The sequence below is a fragment of the Pseudomonas guariconensis genome (genome assembly GCF_024127895.1).
Classification (GTDB): Bacteria; Pseudomonadota; Gammaproteobacteria; order Pseudomonadales; family Pseudomonadaceae; genus Aquipseudomonas; species Aquipseudomonas guariconensis_B.
In genome coordinates, this window is sequence record NZ_JAMYBK010000017.1 from 51486 (window position 1) to 67394 (window position 15909).

At 65.0% G+C, this 15909-nt stretch carries 17 protein-coding genes; 6 read left to right on the forward strand and 11 right to left on the reverse strand.

Annotated features, from left to right (window positions below):
* The first annotated feature begins 136 nt into the window (after positions 1 to 136).
* The 3 genes from NJF35_RS17185 (at position 137) to NJF35_RS17195 (ending at position 2650) form a co-directional block, all read left to right on the forward strand.
* The gene (locus NJF35_RS17185; protein ID WP_253091313.1) at positions 137 to 1144 is read left to right on the forward strand and encodes a methionine ABC transporter ATP-binding protein; all 1008 of its coding nucleotides are present in this window, start codon (positions 137 to 139) and stop codon (positions 1142 to 1144) included.
* Positions 1144 to 1815, forward strand: coding sequence for a methionine ABC transporter permease (locus NJF35_RS17190; RefSeq protein WP_225789984.1), 672 nt, complete (start codon positions 1144 to 1146; stop codon positions 1813 to 1815). Before NJF35_RS17185 ends, NJF35_RS17190 begins: the two co-directional genes overlap by 1 nt.
* Positions 1816 to 1879: 64 nt before the next feature.
* Positions 1880 to 2650: a MetQ/NlpA family ABC transporter substrate-binding protein gene (locus NJF35_RS17195; protein ID WP_225789983.1), complete on the forward strand. Its 771-nt coding sequence runs from the start codon at positions 1880 to 1882 to the stop codon at positions 2648 to 2650.
* A 139-nt stretch (positions 2651 to 2789) separates the two neighbouring features.
* On the opposite strand, the gene NJF35_RS17200 is transcribed toward NJF35_RS17195, so the two are convergent.
* From NJF35_RS17200 to NJF35_RS17220, 5 genes are read right to left on the reverse strand one after another with little or no spacing between them, the layout of a single operon-like run.
* On the reverse strand, positions 2790 to 3422 hold the full coding sequence (locus tag NJF35_RS17200; protein WP_225789982.1) for an SCO family protein: 633 nt from the start codon (positions 3420 to 3422) through the stop codon (positions 2790 to 2792).
* Positions 3419 to 4318 carry a heme o synthase gene (gene cyoE / locus NJF35_RS17205; RefSeq protein ID WP_253091314.1) on the reverse strand — a complete coding sequence of 300 codons (900 nt, stop codon included), beginning with the start codon at positions 4316 to 4318 and terminating at the stop codon, positions 3419 to 3421. The genes NJF35_RS17200 and cyoE overlap by 4 nt, the downstream gene beginning before the upstream one ends.
* The gene (locus NJF35_RS17210) at positions 4303 to 5376 is read right to left on the reverse strand and encodes a COX15/CtaA family protein (RefSeq protein WP_225789980.1); all 1074 of its coding nucleotides are present in this window, start codon (positions 5374 to 5376) and stop codon (positions 4303 to 4305) included. Before NJF35_RS17210 ends, cyoE begins: the two co-directional genes overlap by 16 nt.
* A 9-nt stretch (positions 5377 to 5385) precedes the next feature.
* The gene (locus NJF35_RS17215) at positions 5386 to 5970 is read right to left on the reverse strand and encodes a hypothetical protein (protein ID WP_253091315.1); all 585 of its coding nucleotides are present in this window, start codon (positions 5968 to 5970) and stop codon (positions 5386 to 5388) included.
* Positions 5936 to 6676, reverse strand: coding sequence for an SURF1 family protein (locus NJF35_RS17220; RefSeq protein ID WP_253091316.1), 741 nt, complete (start codon positions 6674 to 6676; stop codon positions 5936 to 5938). The genes NJF35_RS17215 and NJF35_RS17220 overlap by 35 nt, the downstream gene beginning before the upstream one ends.
* 63 nt (positions 6677 to 6739) lie before the next feature.
* On the opposite strand from NJF35_RS17220, the gene NJF35_RS17225 reads away from it, so the two are divergent.
* Entirely contained in the window at positions 6740 to 6943 is a 204-nt protein-coding gene (locus NJF35_RS17225; RefSeq protein WP_225789977.1) for a twin transmembrane helix small protein, read from the forward strand.
* A 21-nt stretch (positions 6944 to 6964) separates the two neighbouring features.
* Here NJF35_RS17225 and NJF35_RS17230 read toward each other — a convergent pair whose 3' ends face one another.
* Genes NJF35_RS17230 through coxB form a run of 4 tightly spaced genes read right to left on the reverse strand, consistent with a single transcriptional unit; the run spans position 6965 to position 11215 of the window.
* Entirely contained in the window at positions 6965 to 7852 is an 888-nt protein-coding gene (locus tag NJF35_RS17230) for a cytochrome c oxidase subunit 3 (protein WP_253091317.1), read from the reverse strand.
* A gap of 16 nt (positions 7853 to 7868) precedes the next feature.
* Positions 7869 to 8435, reverse strand: a complete 567-nt coding sequence (locus NJF35_RS17235) for a cytochrome c oxidase assembly protein (protein WP_225789975.1) — start codon at positions 8433 to 8435, stop codon at positions 7869 to 7871.
* A 10-nt stretch (positions 8436 to 8445) separates the two neighbouring features.
* The gene (gene ctaD / locus NJF35_RS17240; protein ID WP_225789974.1) at positions 8446 to 10035 is read right to left on the reverse strand and encodes a cytochrome c oxidase subunit I; all 1590 of its coding nucleotides are present in this window, start codon (positions 10033 to 10035) and stop codon (positions 8446 to 8448) included.
* A gap of 52 nt (positions 10036 to 10087) precedes the next feature.
* The gene (coxB, locus tag NJF35_RS17245; RefSeq protein WP_225789973.1) at positions 10088 to 11215 is read right to left on the reverse strand and encodes a cytochrome c oxidase subunit II; all 1128 of its coding nucleotides are present in this window, start codon (positions 11213 to 11215) and stop codon (positions 10088 to 10090) included.
* Between the two features lie 368 nt (positions 11216 to 11583).
* Between coxB and NJF35_RS17250 the strand changes: the two genes are divergently transcribed.
* Together NJF35_RS17250 and NJF35_RS17255 are read left to right on the forward strand one after the other, a co-directional pair.
* The gene (locus NJF35_RS17250; RefSeq protein WP_225789972.1) at positions 11584 to 12228 is read left to right on the forward strand and encodes a hypothetical protein; all 645 of its coding nucleotides are present in this window, start codon (positions 11584 to 11586) and stop codon (positions 12226 to 12228) included.
* 109 nt (positions 12229 to 12337) lie between these two features.
* Positions 12338 to 13420 carry a hypothetical protein gene (locus tag NJF35_RS17255; protein ID WP_253091318.1) on the forward strand — a complete coding sequence of 361 codons (1083 nt, stop codon included), beginning with the start codon at positions 12338 to 12340 and terminating at the stop codon, positions 13418 to 13420.
* Between the two features lie 2 nt (positions 13421 to 13422).
* Here the strand turns inward: NJF35_RS17255 and NJF35_RS17260 are convergent, their stop codons facing one another.
* Together NJF35_RS17260 and NJF35_RS17265 are read right to left on the reverse strand one after the other, a co-directional pair.
* A complete protein-coding gene (locus NJF35_RS17260) occupies positions 13423 to 14952 on the reverse strand; it encodes a SulP family inorganic anion transporter (RefSeq protein ID WP_253091319.1) in 1530 nt (509 codons plus the stop codon).
* Positions 14953 to 15154: 202 nt separating this feature from the next.
* Positions 15155 to 15874 (reverse strand): carbonic anhydrase, encoded by a 720-nt coding sequence (locus NJF35_RS17265; protein WP_225789969.1) that lies wholly within the window; start codon positions 15872 to 15874, stop codon positions 15155 to 15157.
* Between the last annotated feature and the right edge of the window lie 35 nt (positions 15875 to 15909).

Below are 15909 nucleotides of genomic sequence, written 5' to 3' on the forward strand. Positions count from 1 at the left end.
ATTACCGGTTGTCGCGTTATGCCGGCCGGATTGGTTCATGACGAAATAAATGCTAAGAACAACTATGGGAAAAGGCTAAAATGCGCGCCCCGGCTAACCGCTGACCCTATTCCATGCGCCCCACAAGGTTCGCTCAGTGATCGAGTTCCAACATGTCCACAAGACCTACCGTGTCGCCGGTAGGGATATCCCCGCCCTCAATCCGACCAGCCTGACCATCGACAACGGCCAGGTGTTCGGCCTGATCGGGCATTCCGGCGCAGGCAAGAGCACCTTGCTGCGCCTGATCAACCGCCTCGAGGCCCCGAGCGGCGGCAAGATCATCGTCGACGGCGAGGACGTCACCGCCTTCGACGCCAACCAGCTGCGTCGCTTCCGCCAGCAGGTCGGGATGATCTTCCAGCACTTCAACCTGCTGGCCTCCAAGACCGTGGCCGACAACGTCGCCCTGCCGCTGACCCTGGCCGGCGAACTGTCGCGGGCCGAGATCGACCAGCGTGTCGCCGAACTGCTGGCCCGCGTCGGCCTGTCGGACCATGCCCGCAAGTACCCGGCCCAACTCTCCGGCGGCCAGAAGCAACGCGTGGGCATCGCCCGCGCCCTGTCGACCCGGCCGAAGATCCTGCTGTGCGACGAGGCCACCAGCGCCCTCGACCCGCAGACCACCGCGTCGGTGTTGCAACTGCTGGCCGAGATCAACCGCGAGCTGAAGCTGACCATCGTGCTGATCACCCACGAGATGGACGTGATCCGCCGGGTCTGCGACCGCGTGGCGGTGATGGATGCCGGGCAGATCGTCGAACAAGGCCCGGTGGCCGATGTGTTCCTGCATCCGCAGCACCCGACCACCCGACGTTTCGTCCAGGAAGACGAGCAGGTCAACGAGAACGAGCAGCGCGACGACTTCGCCCACGTGCCCGGGCGCATCCTGCGCCTGACCTTCCAGGGCGAGGCCACGTACGCCCCGCTGCTGGGCACCGTGGCCCGCGAGACCGGCGTGGACTACAGCATCCTCGCCGGGCGTATCGACCGCATCAAGGACGTCCCCTATGGACAGCTGACCCTGGCCGTCACCGGTGGCGACATGGACGCGGCGTTCGAGCGCTTCAAGGCAGCGGATGTGCATATGGAGGTACTGCGTTGATGGACGCCCTGAATTTCTTCGCCAACGTCGACTGGGCCGAGATCTGGCTGGCCAGCATCGACACCATGATCATGCTGTTCGGCTCGCTGTTCTTCACCGTGCTGCTGGGCCTGCCATTGGGCGTGCTGCTGTTCCTCTGCGGCCCACGGCAGATGTTCGAGCAGCGGGGCGTGTACGCGCTGCTGTCGCTGATCGTCAACATCCTGCGCTCGCTGCCGTTCATCATCCTGCTGATCGTCATGATTCCGGTCACCGTGCTGATCACCGGCACCTCGCTGGGCGTCGCCGGCGCCATCCCGCCGCTGGTGGTGGGTGCCACGCCGTTCTTCGCGCGCCTGGTGGAAACCGCCCTGCGCGAAGTGGACCGCGGCATCATCGAGGCGACCCAGTCGATGGGCGCCACCACCCGCCAGATCATCATGAACGCGCTGTTGCCAGAGGCCCGGCCGGGCATCTTCGCGGCCATCACCGTCACCGCCATCACCCTGGTGTCGTACACCGCCATGGCCGGCGTGGTGGGCGCGGGCGGCCTGGGCGACCTGGCCATCCGCTTCGGCTACCAGCGCTTCCAGACCGACGTGATGGTGGTCACCGTGGTGCTCCTGCTGGTCCTGGTTCAAGTTCTGCAGAGCGTCGGCGACAAACTGGTCGTGCACTTTTCCCGTAAGTAACCCCAATGGGGTCGGCCTGGCCGACCCGTTCGGGGGCCGTCGCGGCCCTCACAAGGAGTGATCGATGAAGAAACTGCTTGCTGTCGTGGCCGCCGTCGCGGCCTTCTCGGCCAACGCCGAAACCCTGACCGTCGCCGCCACCCCGGTGCCTCACGCGGAAATCCTCAACTTCGTGAAGCCGCAGCTGGAGAAAGCTGGCGTGGAACTGAAGGTCAAGGAGTTCACCGACTACATCCAGCCGAACGTACAGGTGGCCGAGAAGCGCCTGGACGCCAACTTCTTCCAGCACCAGCCGTATCTGGACGAGTTCAACAAGTCCAAGGGCACCGAACTGGTCAGCGTTACCGGCGTGCACCTGGAGCCGCTGGGCGCCTACTCCAGCAAGATCAAGAAGCTCGACGAACTGCCGTCCGGCGCCACCGTGGTCATCCCCAACGATGCCACCAACGGCGGCCGCGCCCTGCTGCTGCTCGACAAGGCCGGCGTGATCGCGCTCAAGGACAACAAGAACATCCTGTCCACCGTCAAGGACATCACCGCTAACGACAAGGGCCTGAAGTTCCGCGAGCTGGAAGCGGCCACCATCCCGCGCGTGCTGACCCAGGTGGACCTGGCGCTGATCAACACCAACTATGCGCTGGAAGCCAAGCTCAACCCCGAAAAGGATGCGCTGGTCATCGAGGGTAGCGACTCGCCCTACGTGAACATCCTGGTCGCCCGCCCGGACAACAAGGACTCGCAGGCCATGAAGAAGCTGGCCGATGCCCTGCATTCGCCCGAGGTGAAGCAGTTCATCACCGAGAAGTACAAAGGCGCGGTGATCCCGGCGTTCTGATTGCGCCGAGCTCGCTGGGCCGGTCAGTTCAGCAGGGCTGCTTTGCAGCCCATCGCCGGCAAGCCGGCTCCCACAGGTCTGCGCCAACCTGTGGGCTTGCCGGCGATGGGACGCGAAGCGGCCCCAAATCAGCCGATACTCAGTCCCGCTTGACCAACCCCGGCAACTGCGCCACCAGCTTCTGGTTGTTGAACGGCGCCCGGATGAACCCCCGCTGGCGCCCATCCGGCCCGACGATCGCCAGGTTGCCACTGTGATCCACGGTATACCCCGGCTTGCTGGTATCCGCCGGAATGAACGGAATGCTCAGGGCATTGGCCAATGCCTGGGTGTCCTCGAGGGTGCCCGCCAATCCGAGGAAGTCCTTGTCGAAGTACCCCAGGTACTGCTTGAGCTGGTCCGGCGTATCGCGATTCGGGTCGACACTCACCAGCACCACCTGCAACCGCTCCAGCGCCTCCTTGGGCAGCTCGCTCTTCACCTGGCGCAGCTGGGCCAGGGTAGTCGGGCAGATGTCCGGGCAGTAGGTATAGCCGAAGAACAGCAACGACCACTTGCCCTTGAGCTCGTCCAGCTCCACCGGCCGGCCTTCCTGGTCCCTCATCTTCACGTCCGGCACGGTGCGGCTCTGGGGCAGGAGAATGATGCCGGCGTCGATCAGTTCGGCCGGGTTCGCCTCGCTGCGGCCGTTGAGCACCTTGTTGACGGTCAGGCCGAGGATCAGGGCGACCACGGCGACGAGGATGAAAACGGTTTTCTGGGTTCGGGTCATAGATTCAGCAACAGGTAGTGGTCCAAGAGCAGTGCGATGAACAGCAGGAACAGGTACCCGATAGAGTACTTGAAGGTCCCGATCGCAGCGTGCGGCCTGGTGCCACGGTACAACACCCAGGCCCAGTGGACAAAGCGCAGCCCCAGCACGAGGGCACACACCAGGTACAACGGCCCGCTCATGTGGATGGCATAGGGCAGCAGGCTCACCGCCAGCAACACCAAGGTATAGAGCAGGATGTGCAGCTTGGTGTAGCGCTCGCCATGGGTCACCGGCAGCATGGGAATGTCGGCCTTGGCGTACTCCTCCTTGCGGTGGATGGCCAGGGCCCAGAAGTGCGGCGGGGTCCAGGCGAAGATGATCAGCACCAGCAGCAGCGGCTCGGCGCCGACATGGCCGCTGACCGCCACCCAACCCAACAGCGGCGGCGCCGCACCGGCCAGGCCGCCGATCACGATGTTCTGCGGGGTGGCACGCTTGAGAAAGCCCGTGTAGATCACCGCGTAGCCGAGCAACGAGGCCAGCGTCAGCCAAGCGGTGAGGGCATTGGTGAACACCAGCAGCAGGGCCATGCCCAGCACCGCCAAGGCCAGGGCGAAGCCCAGCGCCGGCAGCGGCGCGACCCGCCCTTCGGCCAGCGGGCGCCGGTGGGTACGGGCCATCAGCGCATCGATGCGCCGATCCACCACATGGTTGACCACCGCCGCGCCGCCCGCGCACAGGCCGATGCCTAGGTTGCCGAACAGCAGCACGCTCCACGCCACCCCGGCACGGGTAGCGAGGAACATGCCCACCAGCGAGGTGATCAGCATCAGTACCACCACCTTGGGCTTGGTCAGTTCCAGGTAGTCGCGCCAACCGGCCCGCCGTCTGCGCTCGCTCAGAAGCGTCGCCACGAGTCACCCCTCATGTGCTGGGAGAGCCCCACGCCGGTCACCGGTGTCAGGCGCCAGCCCTGCGTGATGCGGACCTTGTCGACCACGCGGATCCGGTAGTTCACCAGCACCATGCACAGCAACAACGCGGCACCGCCGGCGTTGTGCGCCACCGCCACGCCCAGGGGCAGGTGCAACAGCACGTTGCTGATGCCCAGGCCCACCTGCACGGCCAGCGCCAGCAGCACCAGGCGGGCCAGGCCGGAAAGAGCGTTGCGGTGCAGCTTCCAGCTGAGCAGCAGCAACACGGCGATGACCAGCAACGCACCGAGCCGGTGGCTGATGTGGATAGCGGTACGCGCATCGCTGTCCAGCTGCCCGCCCAGGTAGTTCGGGCCGACGTGCTGGGTCAGGTGGAAGCCGTTGCTAAAGTCCGCCGCTGGCCACCACTGGCCGTGGCAGGTGGGCAGGTCGATACAAGCGACCGCCGCATAGTTGGCGCTGACCCACCCCCCCAAGGCGATCTGCCCGATCACCACCAGCAATGCCAGCGCCGCCACCCGCCGCAGGCTCAGCGGCAGCTTGGGCAAGGGCGCGAAGGCCCGGGATAGACGCAGGGACAGCAGGAACAACAGGCTCAGGGTGGTGAAGCCGCCGAGCAGGTGCGCAGTGACCACCTGGGGCCAGAGCTTGAGGGTCACCGTCCACATGCCGAACACCGCCTGCGCCAGCACCACGCCCAGCAACAGCAGCGGCAGGCGATAGGGCTGGCCGTCACGGGCATGGCGCCTCAGTGCCTGGAACGCCAGTACGGCGATCACCAGCGCCAGGGTGCCGGCGAAGTAGCGATGGACCATCTCTGCCCAGCCCTTGGCTTGCTCCACCGGATGCTCCGGGAAGTGCAGCTCGGCATGGGCCAACTGCGCCTCGGTCTTGGGCACGCCGATGAAACCATAGCAACCCGGCCAGTCGGGGCAGCCGAGGCCGGCGTGGGTCAGCCGGGTATAGGCACCGAGCAGGACGACCAGCAGTGCCAGCAGGGTGGCGAACACAGCGAGGCGGTATCCGGGTCTGGCCATGGCGGCCTCCTAGCCGATGTTGGACAGTTTGAGCAGGTGGCGCAGGTCGTCGAGCACATGCTTGCCCTTGGCCTTGACGTCGTAGCGCAGCACCAGGTTGCCGTGGGGGTCGACGATCCACAGCTGCGGGCCGGGCTCGCCGACCTTCTGGCCGTAGCGTTGCAGGTCAAGCGGATAACGCTGCAGCTGCGGATATTCGCGGCCCAACAACGCCTGGTAGTCAGCGTCCAGCGGCTGCGCGGCGGCCAGGGCATGGCTGGCACGGCCAGCGTCGCGGCCCAGGCCGATCTGGATCTGCCGGGCCAGGTACACCAGTTGCTGGCAATCCTGGGCACAGGCTTGCGGCGCGCTGACCAACAGTTGCCAGCCTTCCTCCTGGGCGTCGATGCCAATGTCGGCGCGGGTTTCGCCGCTGCCGATCATCGCGCCGTGGTAACTGCGGCCCTCCGGCACCCAGAACTTGAACTTGTACATGCTGGTGGCGAGGATCATCGGCCCCAGCGCCACCAGCAGGATGAGGATCAGCTGCAAGCGCCCACGCGCGCGGGACTTGTGGCGTTCAGGCACGCCCAGTGGACTCGTGACGGCGCCCATGGTTGTTCTCCTTGTTGTTGTGCCAACCGAAATAGAGGTAGAGCAGCACCAGCGCCGTGGCCAACGCGAACCACTGCACGGCGTAGCCCAGGTGTTTTTCCGGCCCCATGGCGACCACCGGCCAGTCCAGCCGGTAGCTGGCTGGCCCCGGTTCGAGGCGCAGCTCATGGGGGAAACCTTCGCGACCGAGCTGTTGCCACACTTGCGCAGGGTCGATGGCGGTGAGCAGGTGCGGCCACTGCTTGCCGGCCGGGTCGGGGTGCAGTTGGAAGATGCTGCCCGGCGCCACGTAGACCGAGGCGTCGAGGGTCAGGGGGTGTTCGGGGGTATCGAAGCGCACCGGCACCCGGCGGTCGGGCCACGGCAGCCAGCCACGGTTGACCAGCAGCCACAGGCCGCTGGCCTGGTCGTGGAAGGGTTGCAGCAGCTCGACGCCGACCTGGCCGTCGCGCAGGCGGTTGTCCAGCAGCAGGCTGTGTGCGGCATCGAAGCGGCCGTGCAGGTGTACGCGCTGGAAGGCCGGGTCAGGCAATTGCTGCAACTGCGCGACCGCCACCGGCGCCTCGACGCGACGCTCGGCATAACTGTCGAGCAGCTGGCGCTTTTCGTCCGCTCGGCGCAGTTGCCAACTGCCGAGCGCGATCAACCCCGGCAGCAGGGCAAGCACCACCAGGGTCGGTACCAGGCCAGGGCGAAACGGCTTCACCACGGCCTCGCAAGGTCGATCGCTATACTTGAAACCATCACTGCATTCCCCCGGAGTATCGCCATGCTCAAGGCTGCGATTGTCCTGATGTTGTTGGCCACCATCGCCAGCCTGTTCAGCGGGCTGGTGTTCCTGGTCAAGGACGACGAACACTCGACCCGCCTGCTCAAGGCCCTGACCGTGCGCGTCACCCTCGCGGCGCTGACCATCGGCCTGGTCGCCTGGGGCTTCATCAGCGGGCAGCTCGTCTCGCACGCGCCGTTCTGAATCCTGTGCAGGAGCCCCCTGCTACAGTACATACACGAAGATGAACAACCCGACCCAGACCACATCGACGAAGTGCCAGTACCAGCTGGCCGCCTCGAAACCGAAGTGCTTGTCGGGGTTGAAATGCCCGCGCAGCACACGCACGAGCATCACGATCAATATCAAGGAGCCCAAGGTCACGTGGGCGCCGTGAAAGCCCGTGAGCATGAAGAAGGTCGCGCCGTAGATCCCCGAACCCAAGGTCAGCCCCAGGTGGGCATAGGCCTCGTAGTACTCGTAGGCCTGCAACGCCAGGAACGACAGCCCGAGCAGGATGGTCAGCCACAGCCACAGCTTCAGTGGGCCACGATGCCCCTTGCGCAGGGCATGGTGGGCGATGGTGATGGTCACGCTGGAGCTGACCAGCAGGATGGTGTTGATCAGTGGCAGGTGCCAGGGGTCGATGATGTCCTTGGGTGGCGGGAACAGCTTCGGGTCCGGTGTGTTGAGCAGCGGCCAGGCGAACTCGAAGCCGGGCCAGAGCATCTGCGAGACGCCCTTGTCGCCCTCGCCGCCGAGCCAGGGCCCGGCCAGCACCCGCACGTAGAACAGCGCGCCGAAGAAGGCCAGGAAGAACATCACCTCGGAGAAGATGAACCAGCTCATGCCCCAGCGGAACGAGCGGTCCATCTGCGCACTGTACAACCCCGCACGGCTCTCCTTGACCACCGCGCCGAACCAGCCGAACAGCATGTAGGCCAAGAACAGCGCGCCGACGAAGAAGATCCACGGCCCATGGGACGCCTCGTGGCCGGCCTTGAGGTCGTTGAACCAGGTGCCCAGGCCGAACACCGTGATGAGCAGGCCGATCGTGGCGATGATCGGCCACTTGCTCTGCGCCGGGACGTAGTAGTGCTCGTGACTTGCCATTGTTGTTCTCCTTCCCTTAACGGGCGCCCTGGACGTCCTGGGCCGCGACATGGGCGACCGGCGGGTGGCGAGCGGTGATATCGAACAAGGTGTAGGCCAGTGTCAGGTGCTTCACGTTGGCCGGCAGGTCGCGGTCGACGATGAAACGCACCGGCATCTCGATGCGCTCGCCGGGTTGCAGCACCTGCTGGGTGAAACAGAAGCACTCGGTCTTGTGGAAGTACGCCGCGGCCTCGGCCGGGGTGATGCTGGGGATGGCCTGGGCACTCATGGGCCGATCGGTCGGGTTACGGGCGACGAAGACCATCTGGTTGACCGCCCCGGGGTTGACCTCGAGCTGGTCGGCGGTGGAATGGAACTCCCAGACCATGTCGCTGGCATTGGTCGACATGAACTGCACCCGCACGGTGCGCGTCGGGTCGCTGACCTGGCTGCCCTGGTACTGCCCGCCGGTCTTGCCGTTGATGCCGAAGGCCTGGCACATGACGTCGTAGATCGGCACCAGGGCGAAGCCGAAGGCGAACATCACCACCGTCAGCATCAGCAGGCGCGTGACCAGGCGTTTGAGCGACAGGCCTTCCATGTTCGACCTCCTACTTCACGTCCGGCGGCGTCTGGAAGGTGTGGTAGGGCGCCGGCGAAGGCACCGTCCACTCCAGCCCGTCGGCGCCATCCCAGGGCTTGGCCGGTGCCGGCGCGCCGCCGCGGATGCACTTGATGACGATGAACAGGAACAGGAACTGCGTGGCGCCGAAGGTGAAGGCGCCAATCGACGAGACCATGTTGAAATCGGCGAACTGCAGGTTGTAGTCCGGGATCCGCCGCGGCATGCCGGCCAGGCCCACGAAGTGCATGGGGAAGAACGCCATGTTCATACCGATGAACGACAGCCAGAAGTGCAGCTTGGCCAAGGTTTCGTCGTACATGTGCCCGGTCCACTTCGGCAGCCAGTAGTAGGCCGAGGCGAAGATGCCGAAGATCGCCCCGGGCACCAGCACATAGTGGAAGTGGGCGACGACGAAGTAGGTGTCGTGGTACTGGAAGTCCGCCGGCGCGATGGCCAGCATCAGCCCGGAGAAGCCGCCGATGGTGAACAGGATGACGAAGGCCACGGCGAACAGCATCGGCGCCTCGAAGGTCAGCGCACCCTGCCACATGGTGCTGACCCAGTTGAACACCTTCACCCCGGTAGGCACGGCGATCAGCATGGTGGCGTACATGAAGAACAGCTCGCCCACCACCGGGATGCCGACCACGAACATGTGGTGGGCCCAGACGATGAACGACAGGAAGGCGATCGCCCCGGTGGCATAGACCATGGAGGTGTAGCCGAACAGCGGCTTGCGCGAGAACGCCGGGATGATCGAACTGACCGCGCCGAAGGCCGGCAGGATCATGATGTACACCTCGGGGTGGCCGAAGAACCAGAACACATGCTGGAACAGCACCGGGTCACCACCGCCGGCGGCGCTGAAGAAGCTGGTGCCGAAGTGGATGTCCATCAGCATCATGGTCACCACGCCGGCCAGCACCGGCATCACCGCGATGAGCAGGAACGCGGTGATCAGCCAGGTCCAGACGAACAGCGGCATCTTCATCAGGGTCATGCCTGGCGCACGCAGGTTGAGCACGGTGGCGATCACGTTGATCGCGCCCATGATCGAGCTGATGCCCATCAGGTGGATGGCGAAGATGAAGAAGGTCACGCTGGCCGGCGCGTAGGTGGTCGACAGCGGAGCGTAGAAGGTCCAGCCGAAATTCGGCCCGCCGCCGGCACTGAACAAGGTCGAGACCAACAGCAGGAAAGCCGCCGGCAGCAGCCAGAAGCTGAAGTTGTTCATCCGTGGCAAGGCCATGTCCGGCGCCCCGATCATCAGCGGGATCATCCAGTTGGCCAGGCCCACGAATGCCGGCATCACCGCCCCGAACACCATGATCAGGCCATGCATGGTGGTCATCTGGTTGAAGAACTCAGGTTCCACGATCTGCAGGCCGGGCTGGAACAGCTCGGCGCGGATCACCATGGCGAACGAGCCGCCGAGCAGGAACATGGCGAAGCTGAACCACAGGTACATCGTGCCGATGTCCTTGTGGTTGGTGGTCAGCACCCAGCGCATCAGGCCCTTGGCCGGGCCGTGGGCATGCTCATGGCCTTGGGCGTGGTCGTCGATCACTGCACTCATGTCCTGTCTCCTGCAATCCGGTGGCTGTTGCGGGAACACCCGTCGACCCGGCTCATTGGCCTTCTGCCTGCTTGAGCGCCAGCACATCCTTCGGCGTGACCATATCGCCCTTGTTGTTGCCCCAGGCATTGCGCTCGTAGGTGACCACGGCGGCGATGTCGACTTCCGAGAGCTGCTTGCCGAACGCGGCCATGGCAGTGCCAGGCTTGCCGTGGAACACGATGCCCAGGTGGTCTTCCTTGGGGCCAGTGGCGATCTTCGAGCCCTTGAGTGCCGGGAACATCGGCGGCAGGCCCTGGCCCTCGGCCTGGTGACAGGCCACGCAGGCGGTGTGGTAGACCTTGTCGCCACGCTCGACCAGCTCCTCCAGGGTCCACTCCTTGCTGGTCAGCTCCTTGAGCTTGGCCGCCTCGGCCTTGCGCTCGCCGAGCCAGGTGTCGTAGTCGGCCTGCGACTTGACCTCGACCACCACCGGCATGAAGCCATGGTCCTTGCCGCACAGCTCGGTGCACTGGCCGCGGTAGATGCCGGGTTTCTCGATGCGCGTCCAGGCTTCGTTGACGAAGCCGGGAATGGCGTCGCGCTTGACCGCGAAGGCCGGCACCCACCAGGAGTGGATGACATCGGCGGCAGTCACCAGAAAGCGCACCTTGGCCCCGACCGGCAAGACCAGCGGCTGGTCGACTTCCAGCAGGTAGTGCTCGCCCTTGGGCGCCTGGTTGCGGATCTGCTCGGCGGGGGTGGCGATGTTGCTGAAGAACTCCACGTCCTGGCCCAGGTACTTGTAGTGCCATTTCCATTGATAGCCGGTGACCTGGATGTCGATGTCCGAGTCGCTGGCGTCGTAGATGTCGATCAGTGTCTTGGTGGCCGGGATGGCCATGGCCACGAGGATCAGGAAGGGGACGATGGTCCAGAGGATCTCCACCCAGGTGTGCTCGTGGAAGTGAGCAGGCTCCTGGCCGGTGGAGCGACGGTGGATGACCATCGACCAGAACATCGCGCCGAACACCACGATGCCGATGACCACACAGATCCAGAAGATGGTCATGTGCAGGTCGAACACGGCGCTGGAGACTTCCGTGGCCCCCGGAGCCATGTTCACGGTCCAGGCAGCGTGCGCCTGACCGAATCCCAACCACAACAGGAGGCCCATCCAGACATGTGGATGTCGCATCATTGCGGGTTCCCCTTATCGTTCTTGTTGTCCCGGAGGCGTGGACCTACGGCAAGGGGGGACGGCGGCCAAGACTGCCTACTTCGACGACCGAGCCCCTGCGACAGCAGTCGGGCCTCATCAACGAATCACGTTCAACCGGAGTATAGACACCGACCAATGGCACGCAACGAAGGCCATGAAATGAACTTCATGATTCCGCCGGATCGCCTGTAAACCCCGTGTTCAACGGCTCGGGGCACAATGATGGCACATTGATATAACTGCTTATGCAGGCGTGTCTTCCGGTTATAACAAATGCGTCTTAGGCATTCTCGTAAGCAAGCTAACTTAGTGTCTTCCGTTTGTAACGCCTTGTCCCTGGAGTTGTCATGAACATCGCCGCTGTACGCGAGCAGATCAGCCAAGCCCATCAACATGAAAGCCAGACCGGCCAATTGAAAGTACGCCTCGAGCAGCAACTGCCCCACCTGCATCCGTCGATCCGACTGCCGGAGCAGGATGCCCAGGGTACCTTGACGCGTTTCGTCAGCGCCTATATCGACCAGGTCCCGGAGTTGCTGGAAGCTGCGCACGCAGTGGCCCGCGAGGCCGGCATCGAGTCGCAGATCAAGCCGGTGCTGAAGATCGCCGAAGCCTATTTCCTCCAGCCTCCGAGCGTCATGCAAGGGCATGTCGGCCTCGACTGCCTGCTGGACGAGGCCTACCTGGCCCATCGCCTGGTCGAAGAGGTCAATGACCTGTACATCCGTCATTTCCAGCAACCGCTGATCCCCCTCGATACCACCGTGGCCAACCTGATCGCCCATCAGTTGATCGGCGAGACCTTCGCCAACCAGCTGGACGAGGTGGTGCACCACTCGGTGGACGAGTTGCTCGACGACGAGAGCTTTGCCGTGGAGTCGGTGGAGACCTACCGCGAGACCCTGTGCAGCCCCGCGACCGGCGAAGCCTGGAAACGCTGGCCGTGCCTGTCGCGGCAACTGAACGTGGACCTTGCCCTGCAACCCTCCTGACGCACCGAGGCGGCTGGGAAAGGCGTCCCGCTGCTGCCCCTCGTACCCGATCGCTACTGTCATCCGGCCGCCGCAAGGGCGGCCCCGACCCATCGAACAGGTGATGACAATGACGATCCAGTGGAATCGAATCTATACCGACCTGCTGCGCGGCAGCCGGCCGACGCTCTGGGGCAACTGGGCCCTGAACCCCAACATCCAGCCAGGCGCGGTCGGCATCGTCGACCCGGCCTCGGGTGACTTCAGGCTCATCTGCGAACAATTGCCCGGCGCAGAAGTATCGAGCAGCCAGCAGGGCCGCAAGTGGCAGATCAGCTCGAGCGGCGTACAGCGCCGCGAAGTCAAGACGAGCGTGGCGGGAATGGTCTACGACCCGGCCACCGGCGCCCAGGTGCAGCCGGATGCCGCCATCGAATGGAGCTTCGACCGCGAGGAATCCATCGCCTCGGAGTTCGCCCTCAGCGGTGAACGCAGCCTCAGCAACCTCACGCTGCTGCACGACAGCTACGACTGGCTGCTGGATCACGCCAGGCGGGTGAACATGGCCACCGCCGCCGGCATTTCCGAAGGTTTCGGCGTGGTGACCACGGTGGTCTATGCCCAGAGCGGCGTCAATGCCGGCGCCAAGAAACGCAACGCCCGGTTCTCCCTCGCCGGCAGCGCCAGCGGCCTGAACAGGTTGCTGGGCGAGGACGGCATCTCCGGCAAGGGCAACGCCAGTTTCATCGTCACCAGCGACAGCAGCGCGATCGAGTCGCACACCTTGCCAGCAAGAAGCGGCGAGGTGGCCAGCGAGCCGCTGCCCGTCGCCTATGGCTTCGCATCCTTCGCCGGCAGCAAGGTGCTGGTGCCCAACTGGATCCGCAAGATGGGCGTGTTGAGCCTGGTGGTCGACAGCAAGGCCTCGGCCTTCACCACCTACACCACCCGGGTCACCTTGTCGTACGAAACCCCTAATGGCCCGGTCGAAGACACCCGGACCATCGTCGGCGGCAGCTCCGCCAGCTTCAGCGACATCCCGCTGACAGCCACCCGGATGACACTCGTCGCCGAGTTCATCAACCTCGGCAAGAACACCCGCCAGGCGCTCACCTGGAACACGCCTGCCACCGAGTGGCTCGGCGGCACCCGGGTCGTCAACCTGACCGGTACCTGGCCGGGTGCACCGCAGATGAAGGAAGTGGACGCCTGAGGTCAGGCGCCCGCAGCGCTGCGCAAGCGCCCTTCGATCCTGCGCTTGAGGCCACGCTGCTCGATACGCAGGCTGCAACCGCTGGCCTGGCTGGCCTTGCCCCAATCCTCGAGCAATTCCAGGCAGGAATGGTCGATGTAGGTCAGGTTGGCCAGCGGGACATGCAACGTGGTGCCGGGCGGCACGCTGTCGAGTACCTGGGTCAAGGCAGGGACCTTGAGGAAGGTCGCCGCCCCGCTCAGGCGCAGTTCCATGTGCCCGGGGCGGTCGAGGTGGACCAGGTTGATCTTCAGCCGCGCGGCCTTGAGCGCCAGCTTCAGCAGCGTCAGGGCGAAGCCCAGGAGCACACCGGTGAGCAGGTCGGTGAAGATGATCGCCAAGGCGGTGGCGGCATAGGTGAACATCGGCATGCGCCCGTAGCGGCCCAGGCCGCGCAACGCCTTGAAATCCACCAGTTTCACGCCGGTATAGACCAGCACGCCAGCCAGGCTCGCCACCGGAATCTGCTGCAAGACGCTGCTCAAGACCACCACGAAGGCCAGCAGCCACACGCCATGGAATATCGCCGACCAGCGTGTCAGCGCCCCGGCCTGGACGTTGGCCGAGCTGCGCACGATCACCCCGGTCATCGGCAGTGCGCCCAGCAAGCCACAGAGCATGTTGCCGATACCTTGCGCCGACAGTTCACGGTCGAAGTCCGAGCGCTGGCCGCTGTGCATGCGATCGACCGCGGCGGCGGACAGCAGGGTCTCGGCGCTGGCGATGAACGCCAGGGCCAGGGCGGCCACCAGCAGGGTCGGGTCGGCCAGCGCGAGCAAGTCGTGCGGGCGCAACCAGTCGATGGCCTCGGACAGGTCGGCCGGTACCTGCACCCGCTTCACCGGCAGCGCCAGCCACAGGCTGATGACCGTCATCGCCGCCACGCCGAGCAGGGCACCCGGCAAGAAACGCAGGCGCTGGGGCCGCCAGCGCTCCCAGCCCCACATCAGGGCGATGGTCCCCAGCCCCAGCGCACCGGCCTGCCAGCCGCTGCCGGCGCTCTCCAGGGGCAATGCCGAGGCCAGCGTGGCGGGAAAGCCCAGCAGGTTTTCGACGCCAGAGGGCTGCGGCGCGGTGTCGAACATCACATGCACCTGGGACAGCACGATCAGCACGCCGATACCGGCGAGCATGCCGTAGACCACGGCCGGCGCGGTGACGCGGAACCAGCAGCCCAGGCGCAAGCGCCCGGCCAGCAGTTGCAGCAACCCCGCCAGCAAGAGGATCGGCCCGAGCATGGCCATGCCATGCTGGCGCACCAGTTCGAACACCAGCACCGCCAGGCCGGCGGCCGGGCCGCTGACCTGCAGCGGCGAACCGGCCAGGAAACCGACCACGATGCCACCGATGATGCCAGTGATCAGCCCTTTGGCCGGCGGCATGCCCGAGGCGATCGCGATACCCATGCACAGGGGCAGGGCTACCAGGAAGACCACGACCGAGGCCAGCAATTCGCGCGGCAGGGCCGCTTTGATCTGTGTCTTGTTCACCATGAAGCTCCTTACTTTCAGTTGCACGGCCATTCCTCTGGCCGGGACACGGGGATCCCTGAATCGCGCGCAGGGGCGCGCCGCCAGCGAGGCCGGCAAGGTATCCAGGGAATTCAAGGCAGCCGATAACCGGACCACACCACGAGGGTGCGGCCGGCGATCAGGACGTCATGTAGAGGTGTTCGGGTCGCTTGAGGCGTGGAGCCTAGTAGCGGCCTCTCGGTGTAGCGCAGGGGATCGGTTCGCCTGCGGCTAGCGGCAGGAAGCTGTCGCTGGCGGCATCGTAGGCTTCGATCTGGCTGGTCTCGATGTCGTAGACCCAACCATGGATGTACAGCTGGCCAGCCGCCAGGCGAGAAGCGACCGAAGGGTGGGTGCGCAGGTGATGCAACTGGGCGATGACGTTTTCCTTGGTCAGCACCTGCATGCTTTCGTGCTCGCTGCCACAGGAGCAGTTGTCCTCGACCACCGTGCGCGCGACCTCGGCATGACGCAACCAGGCCTTGACCGTCGGCATCTTCTCCAGCGCGTGAGGGTTGAGCACCGCCCGCATGGCACCACAGTCGGAGTGGCCGCAGACGATGATGTGATGCACGCCCAAGGCCATCACCGCGTACTCGATGGCGGTGGACACGCCACCGTTCATCTGCCCGTAGGGCGGTACGACGTTGCCGACGTTACGGGTCACGAACAGATCGCCCGGCGAGCTCTGGGTGATCAGCTCAGGGACGATGCGCGAGTCGGCGCAGGTGATGAACATGGCGCGCGGCGTTTGTGCCGTGGCGAGCTTCTTGAACAGCTCCTGCTGCTCGGGAAAGACATCGTGATGAAACCGCAGGAAGCCGTCGACGATATGCTTCAGGGCAGCATCGGCGCTTTCGGCGGGTGCAGCCGGGACGGCCTTGGAGGGGTCCTTGACGGGCATGATTCATCCTCTTGACGGTTTGTAGGCAAATTCCA